Origin of the sequence: Litorivita sp. NS0012-18, from assembly GCF_040371945.1 — a bacterium.
GTDB lineage: Bacteria > Pseudomonadota > Alphaproteobacteria > Rhodobacterales > Rhodobacteraceae > Litorivita.
On sequence record NZ_BAABWS010000003.1, the window covers coordinates 217,655 to 242,952 of the forward strand.

Here is a 25,298-nt window from a genome sequence, read left to right on the forward strand (position 1 = left end):
CAGCGCGGCCTTCCGTAAGGTGAGCGCCAAGAGGACCCGCCCGCCTCAGCCCCAATCCACATCGCCCAAAAAGATATAGCCCGCGCCATAAATGGTTTTGATCAACTGCGGGTTCTTGGGGTCCTCGCGCAGCTTGGTGCGCAGCCGCGAGATGCGCACATCCATCGCCCGATCAAAGCTTTCGCCCGCTGCGCCGCCAAGGCTCTCTTGCATCATCACGCGGCTGATCAACCGTTTTGGCCGCTCCAAAAAGAGCCGCAAAACCTCGCCCTCGGCATGGGAAAACGGCGTCTGCTCCCCCGCCGCATCGGTGAGCAGATAGCGGTCGAAGGAGGCGGTCCAACCGGAAAACCGCGCGATCTGCCCGCTTTGTTCGGCCGGTTTGCTGGCGCGCAGACGGGCGCGCACGCGGGCCACCACTTCGGCGGGATCGAAGGGTTTGGTGATATAGTCATCCGCCCCCAGTTCCAGCCCCGTCACGCGGTCCTGCACCTGTGCGCGGCCCGAAATGATGATGACGCTCGCCCCTTGCTCCAGCGCGAGCCGGTGCACAAGGCCCAGCCCGTCGCGGTCGGGCAGCGACAGATCGACAAGGCATAGGTCCGGCACGGTGCGCTGAAGCGCCGCCTCGAATTCGGTCGCGCGGCCAAAGGCCATGGTGCGATAGCCCGCTTCTTCGAGCGCGGCGGTGAGCATGGCGCGGATCGCGGGTTCATCGTCCAAAATGGTGACGAGAGGGGCGGTTTTGGTCATGGGGCCTCGCGGTCAAAGCGGGATGCAGGCGCGGCGGGCGCGGTTTGGCGCAGGTCCAGAAAACCGGCAAGTTGCTCTGCGGAAAAGGGTTTTTGCAACACCGGCACACGGGCGATGGCGCGCTGGTGGTCGGGATGTTCGGGCGGCAGCGAGGTCATCAAATAGCATGGCGGCGCTTGCGGCGGCAACTGGTCCAACAGATCGTTGCCCGTGGCCCCGCCCTCAAGGGTGATATCGGAAAGGATAAAGGCGATTTGCGGCACTTCGGCGGCGATGATGCGCGCCTCTTCGGCGCTGGCGGATTCGATCACCGCATGGCCTTGATCGACCAACATGGCGCGGATCGAACGGCGCAGATCGGGGCTGTCCTCGACCAAAAGCACCAGCCCTGGCGAGGTTGGCGCAGGCGCGGGCCGCAGCGGCAGGCGAAGCGTGACCTCGCCGCCCTCGTCGGTATTGGCCAAGGCCACCCGCCCGCCCGAGAGCTTGGCCGTGTCATACACCATGGCCAGGCCAAGCCCCGACCCCTCGCCGCCCTTGGTGGTGAAAAACGGATCAAAGGCGCGCTCCAAGGCTTCGGCGGAAAAACCGGTGCCATTGTCGCGCAGGGTGAAATCGACCCAAGTGTCGGTCACCGGCGCGGCGGTCAGAACGATGCGGCCCTGCGCGCGCCCCGGGCTGTGGCCGCGGCTGCGTCCGGCTTTGCGGATCGCATCGCGCGCGTTGAGCACAAGGTTGATCAGGCAGTCCTGCACCATTCCGGGGTCAAGCATCAGCCGCGGCGCGGGGATCAGGTTGCTGATCTCAAGCGTCACGTCATCGGGCAGGGTCGAGCGCGCCAATGTGCCCAGATCGTCGAAAAACCCCGACATATCGGTCGCCACCGGATGCACCGCCCGCGCGCCGGTCATATCGGCGATGGAATTCAAAAGCGCGCCGCCGCGCCGCGCCGCCGAAAGCGTCGCCTCGATCAATTCGCCCGCTTGCGGCGGCAATTGCATCCGCCCGAGCCGCGCCTGCATCCCCAAAATGATGGTCAGAAGGTTGGAGAAGTCATGCGCCAGACCGCTGGTCATTTGCGCCGCCATTTCGCGGCGGCGGGTTTGTTGCAGCGCGTGGCGTGTTTGCGTCTCTTCGGTGATATCCATCGACAACAGATAGACGCCGCCATCCTCGTGATCGGGGGTAAAGGCCACGCGCAAGCGGCGCGAGGACATCACATCGGTAAACTCGAACACCGAGGCCTTGCCATGATGCGCGGCCTCCAGATGCGGGGAAATCGCCTCATAGGTCACCGCGCCAAGGGCCTGCGAGATATGCAGCCCGACAATATCGGTCGGCCGTCCGGGCATGACCACCCCGAGGCGGCGGTTGGTGTAGGTATAAATGTCGTCGCGGTCCACATGGGCGATATGTGCGGGCATCATTTCCGCCGTCAGCCGCGAGCGCGCCTCGGCCAAGGTGAGTTGCCGCTTGGCCTCTTCGAGGGCCTGCACTGTGCTCTCCAACTGGCGGTTCGCGGCGGAAAGCTCTTCGGCGCGGGCGATCACCTCTTCGGAGAGCGCACCGGCGCGCGCGCGCAGCAAGGCCTCTTGGCGTTTGGTGCGGGTGATATCGGTATAGACGGTGACCCAACCGCCATCGGGCAGGGGGCTGCCTTCGATCGCCAAGGTGCGCCCGTTCGAGCGGGTGCGCTCGAAATAATGCGGCTCGAAGGCCTTGGCATCCTCAATGCGCACCTGCACGAAGGCCTCGATATCGTCGACCTCGCCGTATTCGCCATGGGTGACGAGATAGCGGATCGTCTCTCCGAAATCGGCCCCTGCGCGGCACAGATCGTCGGGCAGGTCGAACATTTCCTGAAACGGGCGATTGCATTGCACGAGGCGCAAATCGCGGTCGTAGATCGACAAAGCCTGCTGGATCAGGTTCAGGCCGGCCAAGGTCATGGCTTGGGTTCTGCTGGGGCTTGTCACCATATTTTATTCGTCTTTCTGCCCGCATCCGGTCGGTTTGCCCGATGCAAAACGCGCGTTTCGCGGTTTATGGCTAACACCCTCAAGCGGCCTCGCAAAGAGCGCGCATCGGCTTGTTACAATTCGTTAGATTCGGGAAATGTTTACGAAAAAGTTGACGTAGAGTTTCAAACCCGCACCCTGAGGAGGGGAGAGAATCGCTTTTAAGGCGATCACCAGCCGGACCATACCGGCATTTGGGAGGAGAAAATTTGGCTCAGTCGCTCGAAGCGGCCGGTGGACTGACGTCCATACCGGCTTTGTTGCACCGTAACGCCACCGAGATCGGTGACAGGGACGCATATCGCGAAAAAGAATTCGGTATCTGGCAAACTTGGACATGGGCCGAGACTGCCGAAGAGGTAGAGGCCCTGGCCCTCGGCCTGCTGAATTTGGGAGTGGTCAAGGGCGATTTCGTCGCCATCATCGGCACCAACCGCCCACAGCTTTATTGGTCAATGGTCGCCGCGCAATCGGTCGGCGCGATCCCTGTGCCGGTCTATCAAGACAGCGCCGCCGAAGAGATGGCCTATGTGTTGGACCATTGCGGCGCGCGCTTTGTGATCGTCGAGGACCAAGAGCAGGTCGACAAGGTGCTCGAAGTGCAAGACCAATTGCACCAGTTCGAGCATATGATCTATCTCGATCCGCGCGGTTTGCGCAAATACGACCATCACCGCCTGCATCAATTCAGCCATGTGCAAGAGCAAGGCCGCGCCGCGCGCGACGAATTCGGCGCCGATCTGGCCGAACGCCGCGCCGCATTGGATTACGACAGCACCTGCGTGATGCTCTATACTTCGGGCACAACGGGCCGCCCCAAAGGCGTGGTTCTGTCCAACCGCAATATCGTCGAGACCTCGAAAAATTCGTCCGAATTCGACGATCTGAGCGCGGGCGAGAATGTGTTGGCCTATCTGCCGATGGCATGGGTGGGCGATTTCATCTTCTCGCTGGGCCAAGCCTATTGGACCGGATTTTGCGTCAACTGCGCCGAAAGCGCCGAAACCATGATGGTCGATCTGCGCGAAATCGGGCCGACCTATTATTTCGCCCCGCCGCGGGTTTTCGAAGAGCAGCTGACCACCGTGATGATCCGGATGGAAGATGCATCGCGGATGAAGAAATGGATGTTCGACAAGGCGATGGCCCATGCCCGCAAGGTCGGCCCTGCGATCCTTGATGGCAAATCCGTCAGCTTTATCGACCGTATCAAATATCTGCTCGGCGATCTGTTCATCTACGGCCCGCTCAAAAACACCCTCGGGCTGAGCCGCGTGCGCGTCGGCTATACGGCGGGCGAGGCGATCGGACCGGAGATTTTCGCTTTCTACCGCTCGCTGGGGATCAACCTCAAACAGCTCTACGGCCAGACCGAAGCCGGCGTGTTCATCACCCAGCAACCCGATGGCGAAGTGCGTGACGATACCGTCGGCGTGCCCTCGCCCGGTGTCGAGGTGCGCATCGGCGACAGCGGCGAGGTTTTCTACCGCAGCCCTGGCACCTTTGTGGAATACTACAAAAACCCCGAAAGCACCGCCTCGACCAAAGACGCCGAAGGCTGGGTCGCGACGGGGGATGCGGGATTTTTCGAGCCGGACACCGGCCATCTGCGCATCATCGACCGCGCCAAGGATGTCGGCAAATTGGCCAGCGGCGCGCTTTTCGCGCCCAAATATGTCGAGAACAAACTCAAGTTCTACCCCAACATCCTAGAGGCCGTGGTCTTCGGCAACGACCGTGACACCTGCACCGCCTTTATCAACATCGATCTGGCGGCGGTGGGCAATTGGGCCGAGCGCAACAATATCGCCTACTCCTCCTATCAAGAACTGGCAGGCCATCCGCAAGTGCTTGAAACCGTGCAAAAACACGTCGAGGAGGTGAACCGTTCGGTGGCCGAGGACCCGATGCTTTCGGGCTGTCAGGTCACGCGGTTCTTGATCTTGCACAAGGAACTGGACGCCGATGACGGCGAAATGACCCGCACCCGCAAGGTGCGCCGCCGGATCATCGAAGAGAAATACGCCGATCTCATCACCGCGCTTTATGACGGCTCGCCCGAGATTTTCACCAAAACCGAAGTGACCTACGAAGACGGCCGCAAAGGCGCGATCAGCGCGACCTTGCAGTTGCGCGATGCGGCGACCGTGCCGGTCAATCCGCAGAAGGTCGCGGCGCAATGAGTGCCGCACAACAGGGGAGCAGCCCGATGACAGAGCAGGTCGACGGATACACCACAGCAGACGGTCGCAAGATCGGCGCGGTGATGATGGAGATGCGCAATATCACCCTGCGCTTTGGCGGCGTTGTGGCGATCAAGGACATCAGCTTTGACATCCGCGAGGGCGAAATCCGCGCCATCATCGGCCCGAACGGCGCCGGTAAATCGTCGATGCTCAACGTCATTTCCGGCTTTTATAACCCGCAAGAGGGCGAAGTGTGGTTCCACGGGGCCAAACGTCCGCCGATGCGCCCCTTCCAGGTGGCCCGCCAAGGCATCGCGCGCACCTTTCAAAACATCGCCCTGTTCGAGGGCATGACCGTTTTGGACAACGTCATGACCGGACGTCTCAACGAGATGAAAACCGGCATGCTGGCGCAAGCGATCTGGAAGGGCAAAGCCGAGCGCGAAGAGAGCGAGCACCGCGAAGTGGTCGAGAAGATCATCGATTTCCTCGAAATCCAAGCGATCCGCAAAACGCCGGTGTCGCGCTTGCCTTACGGTCTCAAGAAGCGGGTCGAATTGGCGCGCGCCTTGGCCGCCGAGCCGAAACTCTTGCTGCTCGACGAGCCGATGGCGGGGATGAACGTCGAGGAAAAAGAGGACATGAGCCGCTTTATTCTCGATGTGAACGACGAATTCGGCACCACAATCGCGCTGATCGAACACGATATGGGCGTGGTGATGGACATCTCCGACCGCGTGGTCGTGATGGATTACGGCAAGAAAATCGGGGACGGAACACCCGATGAAGTGCGCAACAACCAAGAAGTGATCGACGCCTATCTTGGCGTGGCGCACGACTAAAGGGGACAGGGATATGCCAGTAGGATTACTCAATTTCGCCGAAGTCGCGCTCAACGGTCTGATGGCCGGTGTGCTTTACGCCCTTGTCGCGCTCGGCTTCGTGCTGATCTATAAAGCGTCGGGAATTTTCAACTATGCCCAAGGGGTTATGGCGCTTTTCGCGGCGCTGACCTTGGTCGGGATCATGGAAGGGCAGGTGCCCTTTAGCCATCTGATCAATGCGCTGTTCGGCACCGAGGTGCACCATTTCGGATGGCATCTTCCGGCGCTCGCCTCGATCGTGTTGACCATGGCGGTGATGGTGGTTCTGGCGTGGCTGGTGCAGCGTTTCGTGTTTCGCCATCTGGTCGGGCAAGAGCCGATCATCTTGTTCATGGCGACCATCGGTCTGGCCTATTTCATGGAAGGCTTTGGCGATTTGATGTGGGGCTCCGACATCAAAAAGCTCGATGTCGGTTTGCCGCAAGGCGGCTCGTTCTTCATCGAAGACCTGACGGCCACATGGGCCGCAGAGGGCGCGACATATTACGGCATGTATATCGACAATCTTGATATGGTGGCCACGGTTGTGGCGGCTTTGCTGGTGATCGCTTTGGTCGCCTTTGCCCAATACACCAAACAGGGCCGCGCCATGCGCGCCGTGGCCGATGATCACCAAGCCGCCCTTTCGGTTGGTATCTCGCTGAACTTCATCTGGGTTCTGGTGTGGTCGCTGGCGGGGTTTGTGGCCTTGGTCGCGGGCATCATGTGGGGCGCCAAATCGGGGGTGCAATTCTCGCTCTCGCTGATCGCGCTCAAGGCGCTTCCGGTTTTGATGCTGGGCGGCTTTACCTCCATCCCCGGCGCGATTGTCGGAGGTTTGATCATCGGTGTCGGCGAGAAGCTGTTTGAATACGGCTTTGGTCCGATGCTCGGCGGCGCGACCGAAAACTGGTTTGCCTATGTGCTGGCCCTCATCTTCCTCGTCTTCCGGCCCCAAGGCCTCTTTGGCGAGAAAATCATCGAGAGGGTGTAGCGATGAACAAGCTGATTGCCATCACCAATGTCATTGCGTGGTCGGGGTTTTGGGCCTTTGGCTATATCGCCCTGACCGCCGAGGGGCTGACCGCCAAGCAGGTCAATGTCGCCTTTATCCTCGCAGCGCTCGGATTTCTCAGCGGCATCGTCGCCTACACGAAGCTGAGCCGCGGCCACCGCATCAATAACAAAGCGATGGGTTTCACCCATCCACACCACGAAGGGTAGATCGAGATGTTTTATCGTGAAGCGGGGGACTACAAGACCTCCTACGCCGCCGACAACCAAACCTTTCCGATCAAATTTGATCGCTACCGCTATTATTTCGTGCTGTTTGTCGCGCTTGCGGTGATCCCTTTTGTGATCAACGACTATTGGGCCAGCGCGGTTTTGCTGCCCTTCTTGATCTATGCTATCGCCGCCATTGGCCTCAATATCCTCGTCGGTTATTGCGGGCAGGTGAGCCTCGGCACCGGCGGCTTCATGGCGGTTGGCGCCTATGCGTGCTATAAATTGATGACCGCCTTTCCTGATGTCAGCATCTTTTTCCACGTGTTGATTTCCGGTGCGATCACTGCGCTGGTCGGGGTGCTCTTCGGATTGCCGAGCCTGCGGATCAAAGGGTTCTACCTCGCCGTGGCGACATTGGCGGCGCAGTTCTTCCTTGTCTGGCTCTTCAACCGCGTGCCGTGGTTCTACAACAATTCCGCCTCCGGCCAGATCAGCGCCCCCGAGCGCACGGTCTTTGGCGTGCCGGTCACCGGCGCCAATACCGAAAGCTGGGCGACCTATCTGTTCTGCCTCGTCTTCGTGATCCTGTCGGCCGTGATCGCGCGCAACCTGACGCGCGGTTCGGTCGGACGCAAATGGATGGCGATCCGCGATATGGACATCGCCGCCGAGATCATCGGCGTGGACCCGCTGCGCGCGAAGCTGACGGCCTTTGCGGTGTCGAGCTTTTTCGTCGGCCTGTCGGGCGCTTTGTTCTTTAGCGTCTATCTGGGCGCGGTCGAAGTGGGCGAGGTCTTCGGGATCAACAAATCCTTCCTCGTCTTGTTCATGATCATCATCGGCGGGCTTGGCTCGATCTTCGGCAGCTTCGCCGGCGCGGCCTTCCTTGTGCTCTTGCCGGTGCTGCTCAAGAACGTTCTGGTCGGCACGCTTGGATGGCCGACCGATCTGGCGGCGCACCTTGAATTCATGATCGTCGGCGCGTTGATCATCGTGTTCTTGATCGCCGAGCCGCACGGATTGGCACAGCTTTGGCGCGTGACCAAAGAGAAATTACGGCTTTGGCCCTTCCCGCACTAATCGGGACGGGTTCAATCGAAAGGGGCCTGTCCGCAATTGCGCGGGCAGATCCGGAGGAGAAGAGACCGGCGACAAATAACTCCGGCTCTACCACCCACATCGGACCAACCATGGGAGGAAAAACCGATGAAGAAGACACTCGTATCCGCGGCGCTTGCCGTAACGATGCTTGCCGGACCGGCAATGGCCGAGCTGACCTTTACGGCGCTCAGCTATCGCACCGGACCATATGCGGCAAACGGCATTCCCTTTGCTGACGGCTATATCGACTACATCAACCTGATGAACGAGCGCGATGGCGGTATCGGCGGCGAGAAAGCCAACCTGATCGAATGCGAAACGGGCTATAACACCGAAAAAGGTGTGGAATGCTACGAGAGCACCAAAGGCTCGGGCGCATTGATCTATCAACCGCTGTCCACCGGCATCACCTATCAGCTGATCCCCAAAGCCACCGCCGACAATATCCCCGTCCACTCGATGGGTTACGGGCGCACCTCGGCTAAGAACGGGTCGGTTTTCAACTGGATCTTCAACTATCCGGCCAACTATTGGGACGGTGCCTCGATCGCGGTCAAACACGTGCTTGACCAAGAAGGCGGCGACCTGAAGGGCAAGAAAATCGCTCTGGTCTACCACAACTCCGCTTACGGCAAAGAGCCGATCCGCACGCTTGAGGAGCTGTCGAAAAAGCACGGCTACGAGCTGACCCTTTTGCCCGTTGACCACCCCGGCCAAGAGCAAAAATCGCAGTGGCTGCAAATCCGCCGCGAGCGTCCTGATTATGTCCTGATGTGGGGCTGGGGCGTGATGAACCAAGTGGCGATCCAAGAAGCCGCTAACATCCGTTTCCCGATGGATAAATTCATCGGCATCTGGTGGTCGGGTTCGGAAAACGACGTGTTGCCTGCGGGTGATGCGGCCAATGGCTACAAGGCGCTGACCTTCCACAACCTCGGCGACGACTATCCGATCTACGCGGATATCAAAAAGCACCTGATTGAAACCGGTAAAGCCTCCGGCGCGGGTGATATGCTCGGCACCGCGCTTTATAACCGCGGTCTCTATGCGGGTATGCTCGCGGTTGAAGCGGCCAAAACCGCCCAAGCGATCCACGGCACGGCCAATATCACACCGGCGCAAATGCGCGACGGTATGGAAGCATTGGAAATGACCGAAGCCAAAATGGCCGCTCTGGGCATGCCGAACTTTGGCCCCGAGTTCAAAGTCTCGTGTGAAAACCACGGCGGCAACGGCTTTGGTGCCGTGGCGCAATGGGATGCAGGTGCCAAAGAATGGAGCCTGATCACCGAATACTTCCAGTCGGACCAAGAGGTTCTTGCGCCGCTGGTGGCCGAAGATTCCGCTGCATTCGCTGCGGAAAACAACATCGAACCCGGTTGTAAGTAAGCTTGCGCGTTCGATACTCCGGCCGTGTTGAGGAGCACGGCCGGAGGACACCGACCGGCACGAGATGTGCCATCAGATTTGACAAAGGAAGTGCCCGCGATGCTGGATGCCGCCCCCACCAAAGAGACCCTGCTTGAGGTCAACAATATCGAGGTGATCTACAACCACGTGATCCTTGTGCTTAAAGGTGTCTCGCTCAAGGTCCCCAAAGGCGGGATCACCGCCCTGCTTGGCGGCAATGGCGCAGGCAAAACCACAACGCTCAAGGCGATCTCGAACCTGCTGCACTCCGAGCGCGGCGAGGTCACCAAAGGCCAGATTTCCTATCGCGGTGAGCGGGTCCAAGGGCTCGATCCTGCTTCCCTCGTGCAAAAGGGCGTCATTCAGGTGATGGAAGGCCGTCACTGTTTTGAACACCTCACGGTCGAGGAAAACCTGTTGACCGGAAGCTATACGCGCCGCGCCTCCAAGGCGGAGATCGCCGCAGAGCTTGAAAAGGTCTATGCCTATTTCCCGCGCCTCAAAGAGCGCCGCAAAAGCCAAGCGGGCTATACCTCGGGGGGCGAGCAACAGATGGTCGCGATTGGCCGCGCCCTGATGTCGCGCCCCGAAACCATCTTGCTCGACGAGCCGTCGATGGGCCTCGCCCCGCAGCTTGTCGAAGAGATTTTCGGCATCGTCAAAGACCTCAACGAGAAAGAAGGCGCGACCTTCCTTCTGGCCGAGCAAAACACCAATGTCGCCCTGCGCTATGCGCATTACGGCTACATCTTGGAATCGGGCCGCGTTGTGATGGACGGGCCTGCCGCCGATCTGCGCGAGAACCCCGACGTGAAGGAATTCTACCTCGGCATGTCCGACGAGGGCCGCAAGAGCTTCCGCGATGTGCGCTCATACCGTCGCCGCAAACGTTGGCTGAGCTAAGCCTCGCGCCTGTCGCTTCTGTTTGGAAAATGACCATTTCGCGCCCTATGCGCCGCATCTGAAGGAACCTGTCGATGTCCGGACATTTCGACACGCTCGAAACCCGTAGCCATGAGGCCCGCGCTGCTGATCTGACCAAAGCCTTGCCCGCACAAATCGCACGCGCGCAGGTATTGGCCGGTTATGCGGGGGCGCTGGACGGTTTGGATGCGTCCAAAATCACCTCTGCCGCCGATCTGGCCGCGCTTCCGGTTTTGCGCAAATCTGATCTGGGCAAGGCACAGGCCGCCTCCGCCCCCTTCGGCGGCTTGACCACGCTGGCCCCGTCGGGGTTTGCGCATATTTTCCAAAGCCCTGGACCGATCTATGAACCTGGCGGGATCGGCCATGACTGGTGGCGTATGGGCCGCGCCTTGGCGGCGGCGGGTATCGGGCAGGGCGATATCATTCAGAACTGCTTTGGCTATCATCTGACCCCTGCGGGCATGATTTTCGAGAGCGGCGCACGCGCGGTCGGAGCGGCGGTTTTGCCCGCTGGCACCGGCCAGACAGAACTTCAGGCCCGCGCAGCCCATGACATCGGCGCGACCGCCTATGCGGGCACGCCCGATTATCTCAAGGTGATCTTGGACAAGGCCGAAGAGATGGGCCTCAAGCTCAAGATCACCAAGGCCGCCGTCGGCGGCGGCGCGCTCTTCCCGTCCTTGCGCGCCGAATATGCCGAGCGCGGTATCGCCTGCCTGCAAAGCTATGCCACGGCGGATCTTGGCAATATCGCCTACGAAAGCCCCGCGATGGAGGGGATGATCGTCGATGAGGGCGTCATCGTCGAAATCGTCACCCCCGGCACCGGCAACCCCGTTCCCGAGGGCGAGGTGGGCGAAGTGGTGGTGACCACTCTCAACCCCGATTACCCGCTGATCCGTTTTGCCACGGGCGATCTGTCGGCGGTTCTGGCGGGGCAAAGCCCCTGCGGGCGCACCAATATGCGCATCAAGGGCTGGATGGGGCGGGCCGATCAGACGACCAAAATCAAAGGCATGTTCGTGCGCCCCGAGCAGGTCGCACAATTGGTCGCGCGCCACGACGAGATCATCAAAGCCCGCGTGATCGCGGCGCGGGCGGGCGAGATGGACACGATGACCGTGCAAATCGAAGCGCAGGGCGGCGATGCGGCTGCTTTTGCCGCCAGCGTTGCAGATGTGCTCAAACTCAAGGGCACAGTGGAAATCGTTGCGCCGGGCAGCCTGCCCAAAGACGGCCTCGTGATCGAGGATCAACGCAGCTACGATTGATCCCTCTTTGTACAGCCTGTTCAAACACCCTAAGGCCCGCCGGTTTTTGGCGGGCTTTTTGTTGCATCATTGCCACCGGTTTGACCCTCAACGAAAAAAGCCGCCTCCCGAAGGAAGCGGCTTTAAATCATTTTGTGCTGCCAGCAGCTTAGCCTTGACGGGCTTTGAAGCGGGGCTGGGTCTTGTTGATCACGTAAACGCGGCCCTTGCGGCGCACAACACGGCAGTCGCGGTGCCGATTCTTGAGCGAGCGGAGCGAGTTTTTAACCTTCATAGGTCTTCTCCTCATTCGCGGCGCAGGCTGCGCCTCTGATTACATTTACCCTTATAAACAAGGGCGCCGGCGGGTGCGTCTGGCGGGTCAGACGCGAGAAACATGGTGGGCGATACTGGGATCGAACCAGTGACCCCTTCGATGTCAACGAAGTGCTCTACCGCTGAGCTAATCACCCATATAGCCGGCTTGGCCCCTTGCCCCATAAAAAGGGGCGCGGGAAATCCGCGCCGGTTCGCTGGTCTATAAAAGGAGTCGCGCGGGGGATCAAGGGGCTTTTGGTGTAGAAAGTTTTGGGGCATGCTGATTCACGGAAAGGTCTATTTATGCCGAAGCTTGCCTATCAAGTTATCACGCCCGAGCGCCGCCGCACCGCGGTGGTTTTTGCCTCGCCGCATAGCGGGCGGGACTATCCGTGGAGCTTTGTGCGCAAGTCGGTTTTGGACACGCAAATGATCCGGTCCTCCGAAGATGCCTTTGTCGATGATCTGTTCGAGGCGGCGCCCTCCTTCGGCGCGCCGCTGCTCAAGGCCTGCGCGCCGCGGGCCTTTATCGATTACAACCGCAGCGCGGATGAGCTTGATCCCGCCTTGATCGACGGCATGGCCAAAGGCAAGGCGCTCAACCCGCGCGTGGCCTCGGGGCTTGGCGTCGTGCCGCGCGTGGTTGCGGGCGGGCGCGCGATTTACCGCGGTAAAATGCCGATGAGCGAGGCGCAGAGGCGCATCGAAACCTATTGGCAGCCCTACCACCAAAAACTGCAAGAATTGCTCGATGCCAGCCACCGCGAGTTCGGCATGTCCATTCTTGTCGATTGCCATTCCATGCCACATGAAGCCGTGGATAGCGTCGCGCGCCTCGGGGCCAAGCGCCCTGATGTTGTGCTTGGCGATCGCTTCGGCGCAGCGGCGGATGAGGAAGTGGTCGAGCAGATCGAACGCGCCTTGGTCAATGCAGGGCTGCGCGTGGTGCGTAACACGCCCTTCGCGGGCGCCTATACCGCGCAGCATTACGGCCGCCCGTCGCGGGGCCAGCACGCGGTGCAGATCGAGATCGACCGATCCATTTATATGAACGAGAAAATGATCCGGCCCAACGGGAATTTCAAAGCGTTCAAAGCCCTGCTCGAGGGGGTGATCGCCGATATCACGCGCTTTGGTGCGCGCAAAATTCCGCTCGCCGCAGAATAGGCCGTGCACCCGCGCTATGGTGCGAAACGCTTGCAGCCGAGGAGGCAGGGCGCAGCCCTCAAGACGACAGTTCAGTCCGCCATAGGGTCAATGCCAGCATCAGTTTGCGCGAGGTCTCGCGATAGTCGCCTTCGAGCAACTCTCGAGCGGCGTCGATCTCGCCTTGCTCCACCTTGTGGGCGATCTTGCCAGCGCAACCGTGAAACTCCGCATGCAGCCGCTTGATCACTTTATAGGGCTTGCCGCTCTTGGTTTCCTCGTCGATCTGCGTACCGTGGAGCCATTGGCCGAATTCACAATGATCATCGCGCGAGATTTGCACGGAGGGGGTATCGATTTCCCCCATTTGAATACCGGTATGAAGTCGCGTTTTCCATTTTGAATGCGCACTGACAGCGCTCATGATGTTGTCGATGATGACGTCATTTTCCATGGGGCGATCCTCGCTAGAGACATGCGACCCTATTCGAACCCGCGTTACGAAAAGGTTTCCACGCGCAAAGTTTTCAATCTGTCTTGCGCGCGCGCTTCAATCCACGCCCCTTGACGATCGCCGCCGCGCCGAATTTTTTGCGGATTTCGTCGGTTGCGCGCTCTGCTTTGGCGCGTTGGGCCGCCCCTTGGTCGAGAAGGTCCGCCGACAGATCCGCACTGCTTTCATCGACCAGATCGGAAATGCCGACCCCGATCAAACGGTATGGTCCCTCTGGCCCGACCTGATCGAGCAGACCGCGCGCGGTGCGATAGATCGTATCGGCCATTTGCGTGGCATCGCGCAAGGATAGGCGCCGCGACAGGGCGCTGTGATCGCCGCGTTTGAGTTTGAGCGTTACCACGCGCCCCGCCAAGGATTTGGCCTTGGCGCGGGCCGAGACTTTTTCGGCCAAGCGCCACAAATGCCCGTCCAGAAGTTCGGCGTCGAATGTGTCCTCGAAAAATGTCGTCTCGTTCGAGATGCTCTTCATCGGGCTATGGGCCGAGACGCGGCGTTTGTCCTGACCGCGCGCCAGATGCCAAAGCCGCTCGCCCGTATTGCCAAAACGCGCATGAAGATCGCGCCGGTCCCAGCGGCGCAAATCGGCAAAGCTGCGAATGCCTGCGGCCTCCAATGCGGCCTGCGTGGCCGCGCCCACGCCCCAGATCATCCGCACAGGTTTGTCATGCAAAAACGCGGCGGTTTCCGCCTCGCCGATCACCGCAAACCCGTTGGGTTTGTCGAGGTCCGACGCGATTTTGGCCAGAAACTTGTTATGGCTCAGCCCGATCGAGCCGGTCAGCCCCAATTCGGTTTTCATCCGCCGCACCAGCCGCGCCAGCATCACCGCAGGCGGCGCGCCGTGTAGCCGCATCGTGCCGCGCAGGTCCAAAAATGCCTCGTCCAAGGACAAAGGTTCAATCGCGGGGGTCAGCTCTTCCATCATCTGCCGGATCGCGCGGCTGGCCTCGGCATAGGCCTCCATGCGCGGCGCGATCACCACCGCGTCGGGGCACAGCTTGAGTGCTTGGAACATCGGCATGGCTGAACGCACCCCGCGAATGCGCGCCACATAGCAGGCGGTCGAGACCACGCCGCGCCGCCCGCCGCCGATGATCACCGGTTTGTCCGCCAAGGCCGGATTGTCGCGTTTTTCCACCGAGGCGTAGAAGGCATCGCAATCCATATGGGCGATGGCGAGGTCGAACAATTCGGCATGGGCGATCACACGCGGGCTGCGGCACGAGGGGCAGCGCCCGCCGCCGTCAAAACATGTCAGGCAGGCGCGGCACAGGCTGGGCATCGGGGTGGCAGTGGCGGGCGGGGCGCTTGGCATCTATCGGTCCGAACCATTGGGGCAGGGCAAAATGAGCGGGCAGGGCGGGAAAACAGGGGCGGCGCAGCGGCGCCAGGGCTGGCCCGCGCCGCCGACTTGGATAGAATAGAGCAAAGCTTGGGGGAGCGGTATGGAATTTGCAGGATCGAAACTGGCGCTCTTTGTCGGCGATAAACTGGTCACGCTCTTGCGCGATGATCTGCCCAATATCGCCTTTGCCGACCATTGGGATTTGCCCGGTGGATTTGCCGAGGCGGGCGAGACGCCCGAAGCCTGCGCCTTGCGCGAGACCTTTGAAGAGGTCGGGGCCGTCCTGCGCGCCGAGCAGCTATGCCTGCAAGCCTGTTACCCGCGCCCGGTCGGCACGGTTGCCTTTTTTGCCGCGCATTTGCCTGCCGATGCTGCGCGCGGCCTGCGCCTCGGGGATGAGGGGCAACGCATGGCGTTGATGACGGCTGAGGCCTTTATCACTCACACCCGCGCCGTTCCGCATTTGCAAGACTGGCTCGCGGCCTATTTGCGTGGCCGGTCGCCGACCGCGATGCGATAAAGGCGATGGCCGCCGCCCTTTCGGGGCAACGGCCAATGAGGTCGAGGCTGCGCCGGATGGGCAGGGCTACTATTTGAACAAGGATTTCTTCTCGCTCGCGGCGGCGTTTGAAAACGGGTTTTCCAAAGACCGCGCCTCTTCTTCGTGCTTGGCGGCTTTTTGAGCGGCGATCTGCGCGGCGCGGATGCGGTCGGCCTCATCGGCCGAGGCGACGAGTTTGACCATAGAGGTCAGGCCTTCGCCCTTGACCAGCCATGCGACCGAGAAGGCCAGAAGGCCGAAGGTCTCGAACCAGAAGATCAAATGGTTTTCGGCCACGAAATGCGCAATCGCGTCGCGCCCGACGGCGCCGATGACGAAGAGCAGCACCAAAATCGCGGTACATCCGACGAGGATATTGCCGCAGGCGGAATAGATCGAATGCTCTGCCGCGCGGATGCGGTCCATGGCGCGGCCCATGGGCGCGCGGCGGAAGTTCTCCAGACACATCACCGCCAGCGCGAGAAAGAAGATCAAGGCGCTCAGCGCGTGCAAGAGCGCCGAGCCGCCGGAGCCGAGCCATTGCACCATCAAGGGCACCGGCGTGGTCGCCACCTGCGACGAGGTCGGGAACATCGCCACACCGACGGCCCCCAAAGCCGCGGCCATAGAGACGCGCCGGTCGGTGAGGATTTTCTCGATCGGGCGCTGGGCCACGCGGTCGGGCTCGGCGGAATAGCCTTTGTAGCAAAACAGGAAGATCGCAATTGCGCCGATCACCCCGACCAGAAGGCTGCGCACCGGCGTATAATAGAACTCCGAAATCGACGGCATGAAATTGACCGTTGGCGTGGCCGCCATGATCAAAAGCAACATCGGCAGCACAAAGCCAAGCAGCCCCGTCATGCGCCGCAGCTTGAGATAGGAGAGCACCAGATCGTTATGGGCTTTTTGCGTCTCCCCCGACAGGGCGGGGCCTTTGGGCGCGGCGGGCGGCACAGGCGCGCCGCTTTGCGAAGCGGTGTTTTGCGCCGGTTTGCTGGTGCTACTGGAAACCGGTGTTCCTGCGTTGATGGTAACGGCCATTCTCTCTCGTCCCCCGATCAAATAGGTAAACTCATCTCTCAATTGGCGAGGAAGTTAACACGCGCCAGCCCCCGCGCGCACCCGATTCTTAGGCGAATGTCGGAGATATCCACAACATATAGGGGTGCGGCGGCGGTTTTTGCCTCTATTTTGGGTGCCCTAGGGGGGAGGAGGCGTCGCAGATCAGCTTTGCTGCATCTGCGCGAGAATCGCTTCGGCCGCCTCTGCGGGGCTCGGCGCTTTCCAAATCGGGCGTCCGACGACGATATGATCGACCCCGTCCTTGACTGCCTGCGCAGGGGTTGCCACGCGTTTTTGATCGCCCAGATCGGCCCCTGCGGGGCGCACGCCCGGGGTGACGATCAATTTGCCCGCCGCCGAGGGCAGGGCGCGGATCGCGGCGGCCTCTTGCGGCGAGGCGATGACCCCGTCGGCGCCCGCCTCGAAGGCATTATGCGCCCGCTCCAGCACCAGATCGGCGAGCGCGCCCGACTTGATCAGGCTCGCATCCAGATCGCCGCGATCCAAGGAGGTCAGGATCGTCACCGCGAGGATCTTCAGATCCTTGCCGCTGGCCCCTTCTTTGGCGGCGCGCACCACATGCGGATCGCCATGCACCGTCAGAAAATCCATATCGAATTGTGCCAGCCCGCGCACCGCCGCTTCGACTGTCGCGCCGATATCGAACAGTTTCATGTCGAGAAAGATGCGCTTGCCGTGCTCTTGTTTGAGCTCGTTGGCCAACGCCAATCCGCCGCCGGTGAGCATCCCGAGGCCGATTTTATAAAAGCTGACCGCATCGCCCAAATCCTCGGCCAGTTTCAAACCGGCGATGGCATTGGGCACATCCATTGCAACAATAAGGCGGTCATCGGCGGGGCGAGGGGACTGGGTCATGAGGGCTGCTTTCTGATCTAGGGGCGCGAAAGGGCAAACTGTGCGCCCTTGTTGCGGCCCCAGCCCTGCGGGTCAAGGCTTTGCCCGCTGCGGCTATAAAAAAACGGGCGCACGGAACCATGACAAACCGTGCGCCCGCGGTCGGGCTTGCTCTGTGAGGAACGCGGGGGCGTTTCGCGCCCCGCGCGCTTAAGCGGCGTAAAGCGGCGTTTCGCTTTGCGCGGGGATCAAATGGACCGCGCGTTCGGTCGCGCTTGATTTGCGGCTCATGCGCAGCGCGCCAAGGTCGAGCGCTCTGGCCCGCGCTGCCTTGTGTTGGCGCAGCGCGCGCTCGCAAAGCCCATCGGCAAGGGCGCGAAACGGGGCGTCCATGGGCGCGGCCATCTGGCACGGATAGATATAGGCCTCGCCGCGCTCGTAGAGCGTGACATTGGCCTCAAAAGCGCTGAGCGCAGGGTTATAACGGACATCGTTCAATTGCAGTTTTTCGGTATGCATGGCGTGTTGCCTTTCTGCTCGTTTGGCGGGGCGCCTATCGGGTTTTCGGGCGCGCACTTATAGATATGGGCGCGCTTTCACTCATTTAACGCCCCACTCACGCAAAAGTTCCCACGCGTCGCCTTACCGTGAGGATCGCCAAGGGCCGAGCGCGCCAGCCGCCTTTGCCCCTGCGCCGGTTTACGCGCAATTTTCGCCAATGCGGCCCTTGAAGGGGGGGCGGTCTTTCCCCAAATTATCCGTGAGGCCCGAAATTAAGGGGCGTGCCGCTGAGCGGGCGCCACCACCGGATCGGGCGCTTTATATAAGGAGAACGGCGATGGACTTGAACAAGTTCACGGAGCGTGCGCGCGGTTTCATCCAAGCGGCTCAAACAATTGCGATGCGCGAAGACCATCAGCGATTGACCCCAGATCACATTCTCAAGGCCCTGATGGACGATCCCGAAGGCTTTGCCAGCACCTTGATCACCCGCGCGGGCGGTCAGGCCAAAGCGGTGTTGCAAACCGTCGATGCAAATCTGGCCAAAATGCCCAAAGTGTCGGGCGATGCGGGCCAGACCTATATGGATCAAACCACGGCCAAGGTTCTGGCCGAGGCCGAAAGCCTCGCCAAAAAGGCGGGCGACAGCTTTGTGCCGGTCGAGCGGCTTTTGACCGCGCTGGCCTTGGTGAAATCCGGTGCCAAAGAGGCATTGGCGGCGGGCGGCGTGACGCCGCAAACGCTCAATGCGGCGATCAATGACATCCGCAAGGGCCGCAAAGCCGATAGCGCCAGCGCAGAAGACAGCTATGAAGCCTTGGAAAAATACACCAATGACCTGACTGCGGCGGCGGAAGCGGGCAAGATCGACCCCATCATCGGCCGCGATGACGAAATTCGCCGCACCATGCAGGTGCTGAGCCGCCGCACCAAGAACAACCCTGTTCTGATCGGCGAGCCGGGCGTGGGTAAAACCGCGATTGCCGAAGGGCTTGCTCTGCGCATCATCAACGGCGATGTGCCCGAAAGCCTGCGCAACAAACGTTTGCTTGCGCTGGATATGGGCGCGCTGATTGCCGGTGCGAAATACCGCGGCGAGTTTGAGGAGCGGCTCAAATCCATCCTCAACGAGGTCACGGATGCGGCGGGTGAAATCATCCTCTTTATCGACGAGATGCACACGCTCATCGGCGCGGGCAAATCGGACGGCGCGATGGATGCGGCGAACCTGATCAAACCGGCCTTGGCGCGGGGCGAATTGCACTGCGTGGGCGCGACGACCCTCGATGAATACCGCAAATACGTGGAAAAAGACGCGGCTCTGGCGCGGCGGTTCCAACCTGTGATGGTGACGGAGCCGACGGTCGAGGATACGATCTCGATCCTGCGCGGCATCAAAGAGAAATATGAATTGCACCACGGTGTGCGGATTTCCGACAATGCGCTGGTGGCGGCGGCGACCCTGTCGCATCGCTATATCACCGACCGCTTCTTGCCCGACAAGGCCATCGATTTGATGGATGAAGCGGCGAGCCGTCTGCGCATGGAAGTGGACAGCAAACCCGAAGAACTGGACGCGCTCGACCGGCAGATCCTGCAGATGCAGATCGAGGCCGAGGCGTTGCGGCTCGAAGAGGATGCGGCCTCCAAGGATCGTTTGGAAACGCTGGAGCGGGACTTGTCGGACCTGCAAGAGCGTAGCGACCAGATGACCGCCAAATGGCAGGCCGAGCGGGACAAGCTGGCCGGTGCGCGCGACATCAAGGAGGCGCTCGATAAGGCGCGGGCCGAATTGGATATCGCCAAGCGCGAAGGCAATCTCGCCAAGGCGGGTGAGCTGTCCTATGGCGTGATCCCCGATCTGGAGAAAAAGCTCGGCGAGGCGGAAAGCCAAGGCGAGGATGGCGTGATGGTCGAAGAGGCCGTGCGCCCCGAGCAGATCGCCCAAGTGGTCGAGCGTTGGACCGGTATTCCGACGACCAAGATGCTCGAAGGCGAGCGCGACAAGCTTTTGCGCATGGAAGACGGGTTGCACAAACGCGTCATCGGGCAAAACGCGGCCGTCAAAGCCGTGGCCAATGCGGTGCGCCGCGCGCGGGCCGGGCTCAACGACGAGAACCGCCCTCTGGGCAGCTTCTTGTTCCTCGGGCCGACCGGCGTTGGCAAAACCGAATTGACCAAAGCGGTGGCCGAATTCCTCTTTGATGACGATAATGCCATGGTGCGCATCGATATGTCGGAGTTCATGGAGAAACACGCGGTCAGCCGCCTGATCGGTGCGCCTCCGGGCTATGTGGGCTATGACGAAGGCGGGGTGTTGACCGAAGCCGTGCGTCGCCGCCCCTATCAGGTGGTGCTGTTCGACGAGGTGGAAAAAGCCCACCCCGATGTCTTTAACGTGCTGTTGCAGGTTCTTGACGACGGGGTTTTGACCGATGGGCAGGGCCGGACCGTGGATTTCAAGCAAACCTTGATTATCCTGACCTCCAACCTCGGCGCGCAGGCGCTCAGCCAGTTGCCGGACGGCTCTGATGCCTCCGACGCCAAACGCGATGTGATGGATGCGGTGCGGGCGCATTTCCGGCCCGAATTCCTCAACCGTCTGGACGAGACGATCATTTTTGACCGTCTGGGCCGCGCGGATATGGGCGGGATCGTCGAGATCCAGTTGCGTTTGCTTGCCAACCGTTTGGCGGGGCGCAAGATCACGCTGGAGATCGACGAGGCAGCCAAAACATGGCTCGCTGATGAAGGCTATGATCCGGTGTTCGGCGCGCGCCCCTTAAAGCGTGTGATCCAACGCGCCTTGCAAGATCCGCTGGCCGAAATGCTGCTTGCGGGCGATGTGAAGGACGGCGAGGTGATCGCGGTCAGCTCGGGTGCGGACGGGTTGATTATCGGCGACCGTGTGGGCGCCAGCAACCGGCCCAAACCCGATGATGCCGTCGTGCATTAACGCCGCTGTGAAAAGAACGGCTCTAAGGTCCGCGTCTTTGGCGCGGGCCTTTTTGCTGTGCGGGGAGCAGGCGCCAATGGGCCGATTTCCGCTCCGCCTTATTTGCCAGCTATGTTTGAGCGCGAAACGGCGCTATACTGCCCCCATTATCAAGACAAGACTTTTTACTTTTCCGGCGGACGCGTTGGCGTGCATCCTGCGCACCCGTCTTTGATCTCACGGGAGACTTACAATGAATATGACCGGACTTGCCCCGCTGTGCGCGGCGGCTCTTTTGACCTTTGGCGCCTCGCAAGCGGGCGCTTTGCCGCTCACGGCTGGCGATACAATTGCCATGACCGCAACCACCGTTGCCGAAACCCCCGAACTTGGCGGCACGGTGGTCAACGATGGCCTCATCTTCGCCGATCTGGACAGCGCAGACCTTTTTGCTGCGGGCTATAACGTGCAAAACCGAGTGGTCGTGTCGGCGCTGCTCGAGACTTTGATCTTTGCGCCGCGCCTGCGCGATCCGGTCAATACCCTCGGGACGGTTGGCATTCTCTATATTGATGGCTTCTCGATCAGCGGTTACGGCGATTTCGCGGTTGATGCCTCCTATCGCACCGACGGGTCGGGCGATGTCGGACCGACCTCGGCGTCGCGCTCGGCCGATGGGGATACGCTGACCTTTGATTTCGGTTTTCCGCTGGTAAACCACTATCTGGCGGAGGAAGTGCATCAGACCAGCTATTTCCTGTCGCTGGTCACCGATGCCACAGCCTTTGAAAACACTGGGATCATGACGATTTTCGGGCGCGGCTCTCTCGATCCGACCACCCGCATCGAGGTGCAGGTCGGCGGGATCGCCGTTCCGGTTGCCGCCCCAGCGGTGCCTTTGCCCGCGTCGGCGTTTCTTCTGATCGGCGCGCTGGGCGGTGTGGCCGGTATGAAGCGGCGCAAACGCCTCGGGTAGCTTCGCCCGCACAGCAAAGGAAGGGCGCCCCATCGTCTTGGGCGCCTTTTGTCATTGCGGATCGCTTTGGCCAGACGCGACGCAGCGCCTTTAGTCGATGCTGATCGCGCTGCGCACGATGGTGTCGACAAGCGCTTGCACCTCTTGCATCGCCCCTTCGGGGAATTGGCGGTAGCCGATGATCACGTGATCAGGATCGTCCGGCATTTGCGCGACAAAGATATCATAGGGGCAAAAGCGGATATTCATCGGATCGGCCTCCATCACCTTGCGCGACAGTTGCGCCGAGCAAAAACTATAGACGTCGGCCTTGGCAAAGAGCACCACATCGGAGCCGACATCGGCGCGCGTGCGCTCGAGCATCTCGCCCACATGCGAAATCCCGTCGATCAGCAGGCCTTGATCAAGGATCGCATTTTCCAACCCGAAGATCACATCGTCATAGCTTTCCTCGGTCGTATAGCTGACGAGTGTCTCTTCCGCATGGCCGATCATGGGCGTCAGAACCAAGGCCGCGCAGGCCAATCCCGCGCGCAGGGTTTTCTTCATCACGTTCAGCATCATCGGGTCTCCTCCCCCAAGACGACGGCACAGCGCAAAGCGGTTGTTGCGCGCCATGGCCCCCTGTGTTTGTGTGAACCTACCCTCTATCATAGCGCTAAAGCTGACTTTGACACACATCAATCGGGGATGGATATGGGATTTGCCACGCACGCCTTGACGGTATTGGCCTTGGTCTTTGTATTGGTGCTCGGGGGGCTGGCCTTGATGGCGCTGCTGTTCTTTGTAGTCGACAAAGCCCAAACCAGCGATGCGATCCGGCGCAACTATCCGGTAATCGGACGCTTCCGGCATCTGTTCTCCACCCTTGGCGAGTTCTTCCGGCAGTATTTCTTTGCGATGGACCGCGAGGAAATGCCCTTTAACCGCGCACAGCGCGATTGGGTCACCCATGCCGGCACGGGCAAGGGCAATACCGTCGCCTTTGGCTCGACCCGCAGCCTGTCGGCCCCCGGCACGCCGATTTTCATGAATGCGGCCTTTCCGCCGCTCGAGGATCAATTCGCCAAAACCGATCCGATGCTGATCGGGCCGACGGCGGCAATTCCCTATGTGGCCAAATCCATCTTTAACATCTCCGGCATGAGCTATGGCGCGATCTCGCGCCCTGCGGTCGAAGCTCTGTCGCGCGGCGCGGCAGAGGCGGGCATTTGGCTCAACACCGGCGAGGGCGGCATCTCGCCCTTTCATACTCTGGGGGCCTGCGATGTGGTGTTCCAGATCGGCACCGCGAAATTCGGGGTGCGCGACGAGCATGGTAACCTGAGCGACGAAAAGCTGCGCAAAGTGGCCGAGCATCCGCAGGTGCGTATGTTCGAACTCAAAATGGCCCAAGGCGCAAAACCTGGCAAGGGCGGCATTCTTCCCGGCGAAAAGGTCAACGCGGAGATCGCCGAAATTCGCGGGCTCAAGATCGGGCAGGACGGGATTTCGCCGAACCGCCACCGCGAGATCAACAATTGGGGTGATCTTTTGGATATGGTCGAACATATCCGCGAGGTGACGGGCAAACCGGTCGGTTTCAAAACCGTGATGGGATCGCCAGAAGCGCTCGACCCGCTTTTCACCTTGATCGAGGAGCGCGGCCCTGATTGCGCACCGGATTTCATCGCCATTGATGGCGGCGAAGGCGGCACGGGCGCGGCGCCGATGCCATTGATCGATCTGGTTGGCATGCCGATCCGCGAGGCCCTGCCGATGCTGGTCGATCTGCGCGACAAACACGGGCTGCATGACCGCATCCGCATCATCGCGGCGGGCAAATTGGTCAATCCCTCTGATGTGGCATGGGCGATATGCGCAGGCGCGGATTTCGTCGCCTCCGCGCGCGGCTTTATGTTTGCGCTGGGCTGTATTCAGGCGCTCAAGTGTAACAAGAACACCTGCCCCACGGGGATCACAACCCATGATCCGCGCTTGCAGGCGGGCCTTGTGGTCGAAGACAAATACAAACGCGTGGCCCATTACGCCAAACAGGTGATCAAAGAGGTCGAGACCATCGCCCATTCCGTCGGCGTGTCCGAGCCGCGCCAGATGCGCCGCCGCCATGTGCGGGTGGTGATGGCGGACGGGCAATCCGTTCCGATGAATACGCTGTTTCCAAGCCAAGACGGCAAGGTCGGAGTGACGCATTAAAAGGCAAAGGCAGGGCCGCGCGCGGAGTAGGTGACGGTGATGCGCGGACAATACCGCCCGATCCGCCCGCATTGTTTCTAAAATGGGCATGGCGGCGCCCCAAGGGCGGCCCTAGGGGATGCCATACTTGACGCAAACAGGCGGTCTCGTTCAAACTATTGCCCGTTACTCGTACTTTGTTGCGCGCGTTAACCAAGCTCTATTGAACGGACATAATAATGAAGACTTTTGTAACCACCCTCGCAGCGGGGATTTTCACCGCTGCACTCGCCCAAGCCGCCACGTTGGATTTCACAACCGCGCCCTTTGCCACATCGACCGTCCCGACCACCAGCGCGACCGTCGATGGCGTGAACTTCTCTTTCGTCGCCACCTCGAGGGGCGCCGACGGGTTTCGCCAAGGCAGTGGCGGTCTTTCCTTCGGCGTGCCTGGAAACGGGATGTATTCAATCTCGATCGTCGCCGATCAGGACCTGCTGTTCAACAGCATGACCGGAGGCGGGCATACGCTGACCAGCCAAGCAGACCAGCTGCCCTTTGATGTCAGCGTCGAAGGCACCGAAGTGGCGGGGGATCTGATGTTCGCCAGCTCGGCCACGCAAACGCTGTCTTTCGCCTCTGGCCCGGTTTCGGTCAGTGCGGGAGAGGCCTTCTTGATCGCGGTGGATTTCGACGCCTTGGTGGGCAGCTCGATTTACGCCTCCGCCAAAATCGGTAGCATTGATTTCGATATCGCCCCTGCCGTGCCGCTGCCTGCGGGGTTGCCACTGATGATCGGGGCCTTTGCCGGTCTGGGTGCGCTGCGCCGCAAGTCCAAATCCCAAACAGCCTGAAGCCCGTTTGATCTGCAGATCAGTGAAAGCCGCGGTTGCTCCGCGGCTTTTGCGTTTTCAGCCCGAGGTTTGTCGCCGAGTCGCGCGGCGCATTGCGATTCCGGCTGGCGTGGCGCGATTCCACCCCTGAATCGGGGGTGATGTGGGCCGAGTCTCGACCCATCTTGGGGATAACCCTGTGGGTAACCCAATATGTGGGGTCGCGCGCCTGTTTGGCCCCAAGCCGCAGCGCAGCACCATGCCACGAAATGCAGCCGCCTCGAACAAAGGCAAGCTCGTATCTTATTGAATTTATTTGGTTTTTGATATTTTTGAAGAAAAGATGACAATATCCC

General features: G+C 60.7%; 24 protein-coding genes and 1 tRNA gene. 14 read left to right on the forward strand and 11 right to left on the reverse strand.

All coding sequences use genetic code 11. From position 1 onward, the window contains the following. Positions 1–45: 45 nt before the first annotated feature. Both ABWV64_RS14080 and ABWV64_RS14085 read right to left on the reverse strand, forming a co-directional pair. Positions 46–753: a response regulator transcription factor gene (locus ABWV64_RS14080; RefSeq protein ID WP_353346353.1), complete on the reverse strand. Its 708-nt coding sequence runs from the start codon at positions 751–753 to the stop codon at positions 46–48. Continuing rightward, positions 750–2,732, reverse strand: coding sequence for a PAS-domain containing protein (locus ABWV64_RS14085; RefSeq protein ID WP_353346355.1), 1,983 nt, complete (start codon positions 2,730–2,732; stop codon positions 750–752). The genes ABWV64_RS14080 and ABWV64_RS14085 overlap by 4 nt, the downstream gene beginning before the upstream one ends. Before the next feature lie 248 nt (positions 2,733–2,980). Between ABWV64_RS14085 and ABWV64_RS14090 the strand changes: the two genes are divergently transcribed. The 8 genes from ABWV64_RS14090 (at position 2,981) to ABWV64_RS14125 (ending at position 11,756) form a co-directional block, all read left to right on the forward strand. Continuing rightward, positions 2,981–4,954: an AMP-binding protein gene (locus ABWV64_RS14090; RefSeq protein WP_353346357.1), complete on the forward strand. Its 1,974-nt coding sequence runs from the start codon at positions 2,981–2,983 to the stop codon at positions 4,952–4,954. A gap of 26 nt (positions 4,955–4,980) precedes the next feature. Continuing rightward, positions 4,981–5,799, forward strand: coding sequence for an ABC transporter ATP-binding protein (locus ABWV64_RS14095; RefSeq protein ID WP_353346359.1), 819 nt, complete (start codon positions 4,981–4,983; stop codon positions 5,797–5,799). Positions 5,800–5,812: 13 nt separating this feature from the next. After that, a complete protein-coding gene (locus tag ABWV64_RS14100) occupies positions 5,813–6,814 on the forward strand; it encodes a branched-chain amino acid ABC transporter permease (protein ID WP_353346361.1) in 1,002 nt (333 codons plus the stop codon). A gap of 2 nt (positions 6,815–6,816) precedes the next feature. Continuing rightward, complete coding sequence (locus tag ABWV64_RS14105; protein WP_353346363.1) at positions 6,817–7,044, forward strand: hypothetical protein; 228 nt, start codon at positions 6,817–6,819, stop codon at positions 7,042–7,044. 6 nt (positions 7,045–7,050) lie between these two features. Further along, on the forward strand, positions 7,051–8,127 hold the full coding sequence (locus ABWV64_RS14110; RefSeq protein ID WP_353346365.1) for a branched-chain amino acid ABC transporter permease: 1,077 nt from the start codon (positions 7,051–7,053) through the stop codon (positions 8,125–8,127). A gap of 126 nt (positions 8,128–8,253) precedes the next feature. Then, positions 8,254–9,537: an ABC transporter substrate-binding protein gene (locus ABWV64_RS14115; RefSeq protein ID WP_353346367.1), complete on the forward strand. Its 1,284-nt coding sequence runs from the start codon at positions 8,254–8,256 to the stop codon at positions 9,535–9,537. A 99-nt stretch (positions 9,538–9,636) separates the two neighbouring features. Then, the gene (locus ABWV64_RS14120) at positions 9,637–10,461 is read left to right on the forward strand and encodes an ABC transporter ATP-binding protein (RefSeq protein WP_353346369.1); all 825 of its coding nucleotides are present in this window, start codon (positions 9,637–9,639) and stop codon (positions 10,459–10,461) included. 74 nt (positions 10,462–10,535) lie between these two features. Further along, positions 10,536–11,756 carry a phenylacetate--CoA ligase family protein gene (locus ABWV64_RS14125; protein ID WP_353346371.1) on the forward strand — a complete coding sequence of 407 codons (1,221 nt, stop codon included), beginning with the start codon at positions 10,536–10,538 and terminating at the stop codon, positions 11,754–11,756. Positions 11,757–11,904: 148 nt separating this feature from the next. Here ABWV64_RS14125 and ykgO read toward each other — a convergent pair whose 3' ends face one another. After that, a complete protein-coding gene (gene ykgO, locus ABWV64_RS14130) occupies positions 11,905–12,030 on the reverse strand; it encodes a type B 50S ribosomal protein L36 (protein WP_058332978.1) in 126 nt (41 codons plus the stop codon). Between the two features lie 103 nt (positions 12,031–12,133). After that, positions 12,134–12,208 (reverse strand) — tRNA-Val (locus tag ABWV64_RS14135). A gap of 148 nt (positions 12,209–12,356) precedes the next feature. Between ABWV64_RS14135 and ABWV64_RS14140 the strand changes: the two genes are divergently transcribed. Then, positions 12,357–13,220, forward strand: coding sequence for an N-formylglutamate amidohydrolase (locus ABWV64_RS14140; protein ID WP_353346374.1), 864 nt, complete (start codon positions 12,357–12,359; stop codon positions 13,218–13,220). A gap of 58 nt (positions 13,221–13,278) precedes the next feature. Here the strand turns inward: ABWV64_RS14140 and ABWV64_RS14145 are convergent, their stop codons facing one another. Then, entirely contained in the window at positions 13,279–13,653 is a 375-nt protein-coding gene (locus ABWV64_RS14145) for a CZB domain-containing protein (RefSeq protein WP_353346376.1), read from the reverse strand. Positions 13,654–13,726: 73 nt separating this feature from the next. Further along, positions 13,727–14,998 (reverse strand): DNA polymerase IV, encoded by a 1,272-nt coding sequence (locus tag ABWV64_RS14150; protein WP_353346412.1) that lies wholly within the window; start codon positions 14,996–14,998, stop codon positions 13,727–13,729. Between the two features lie 163 nt (positions 14,999–15,161). Between ABWV64_RS14150 and ABWV64_RS14155 the strand changes: the two genes are divergently transcribed. After that, a complete protein-coding gene (locus ABWV64_RS14155; RefSeq protein ID WP_353346378.1) occupies positions 15,162–15,581 on the forward strand; it encodes an NUDIX domain-containing protein in 420 nt (139 codons plus the stop codon). Between the two features lie 69 nt (positions 15,582–15,650). On the opposite strand, the gene ABWV64_RS14160 is transcribed toward ABWV64_RS14155, so the two are convergent. The 3 genes from ABWV64_RS14160 to ABWV64_RS14170 all read right to left on the reverse strand — a co-directional run bounded on the left by ABWV64_RS14160 (position 15,651) and on the right by ABWV64_RS14170 (position 18,041). After that, a complete protein-coding gene (locus tag ABWV64_RS14160) occupies positions 15,651–16,646 on the reverse strand; it encodes a hypothetical protein (protein ID WP_353346380.1) in 996 nt (331 codons plus the stop codon). Positions 16,647–16,829: 183 nt separating this feature from the next. Next, positions 16,830–17,543 carry an orotidine-5'-phosphate decarboxylase gene (pyrF, locus tag ABWV64_RS14165; protein WP_353346382.1) on the reverse strand — a complete coding sequence of 238 codons (714 nt, stop codon included), beginning with the start codon at positions 17,541–17,543 and terminating at the stop codon, positions 16,830–16,832. A 189-nt stretch (positions 17,544–17,732) separates the two neighbouring features. Beyond that, entirely contained in the window at positions 17,733–18,041 is a 309-nt protein-coding gene (locus ABWV64_RS14170; protein WP_353346384.1) for a hypothetical protein, read from the reverse strand. Positions 18,042–18,360: 319 nt separating this feature from the next. Here ABWV64_RS14170 and clpB point away from each other — a divergent pair, with 319 nt between their 5' ends. Then, positions 18,361–20,979, forward strand: coding sequence for an ATP-dependent chaperone ClpB (gene clpB, locus ABWV64_RS14175; RefSeq protein WP_353346386.1), 2,619 nt, complete (start codon positions 18,361–18,363; stop codon positions 20,977–20,979). A 232-nt stretch (positions 20,980–21,211) separates the two neighbouring features. Beyond that, on the forward strand, positions 21,212–21,934 hold the full coding sequence (locus ABWV64_RS14180) for a VPLPA-CTERM sorting domain-containing protein (RefSeq protein WP_353346388.1): 723 nt from the start codon (positions 21,212–21,214) through the stop codon (positions 21,932–21,934). Between the two features lie 90 nt (positions 21,935–22,024). On the opposite strand, the gene ABWV64_RS14185 is transcribed toward ABWV64_RS14180, so the two are convergent. After that, positions 22,025–22,498 carry a DUF302 domain-containing protein gene (locus tag ABWV64_RS14185; protein WP_502902668.1) on the reverse strand — a complete coding sequence of 158 codons (474 nt, stop codon included), beginning with the start codon at positions 22,496–22,498 and terminating at the stop codon, positions 22,025–22,027. Positions 22,499–22,630: 132 nt separating this feature from the next. Between ABWV64_RS14185 and ABWV64_RS14190 the strand changes: the two genes are divergently transcribed. Then, a complete protein-coding gene (locus tag ABWV64_RS14190; RefSeq protein ID WP_353346390.1) occupies positions 22,631–24,130 on the forward strand; it encodes an FMN-binding glutamate synthase family protein in 1,500 nt (499 codons plus the stop codon). Positions 24,131–24,348: 218 nt separating this feature from the next. Further along, positions 24,349–24,963, forward strand: coding sequence for a VPLPA-CTERM sorting domain-containing protein (locus ABWV64_RS14195; protein ID WP_353346392.1), 615 nt, complete (start codon positions 24,349–24,351; stop codon positions 24,961–24,963). 19 nt (positions 24,964–24,982) lie between these two features. Here the strand turns inward: ABWV64_RS14195 and ABWV64_RS14200 are convergent. Next, on the reverse strand, positions 24,983–25,298 hold a 316-nt coding region (locus ABWV64_RS14200; RefSeq protein WP_353346394.1), incomplete at its 5' end, for a hypothetical protein.